Genomic DNA, 265 nt, shown 5'->3' on the forward strand with positions numbered 1-265 from the left:
AATCAATCCACTCACGAACAAGGTCTATGTTTCAGATTTAGGAAAAGATAGTGTTTTAGTATTGAATGGAAGTAACAATACATTGGTATCAACAATACCAGTTGGTCCGACTCCCTCTGTTCACGCCCTCAATACACAAACCAATACCATTTATGTCTCAAATTTCTCGAACGATTCTGTAAGCGACATAAACGGTACATCTAATAAAGTTGAAACAAACATAAAAGTTGGGCATAATCCAGTTGGAATTGCTGTAAATCCACGT

General features: G+C 36.6%; 1 protein-coding gene. It reads left to right on the plus strand.

The window, feature by feature from the left end; all coding sequences use genetic code 11:
• On the plus strand, positions 1 to 265 hold a 265-nt coding region (locus tag KVT28_RS25330; RefSeq protein WP_217550942.1), incomplete at both ends, for a YncE family protein.

The organism is Pantoea sp. GbtcB22 (genome assembly GCF_019091025.1).
In the GTDB taxonomy this organism is placed as follows: domain Bacteria; phylum Pseudomonadota; class Gammaproteobacteria; order Enterobacterales; family Enterobacteriaceae; genus Pantoea; species Pantoea leporis.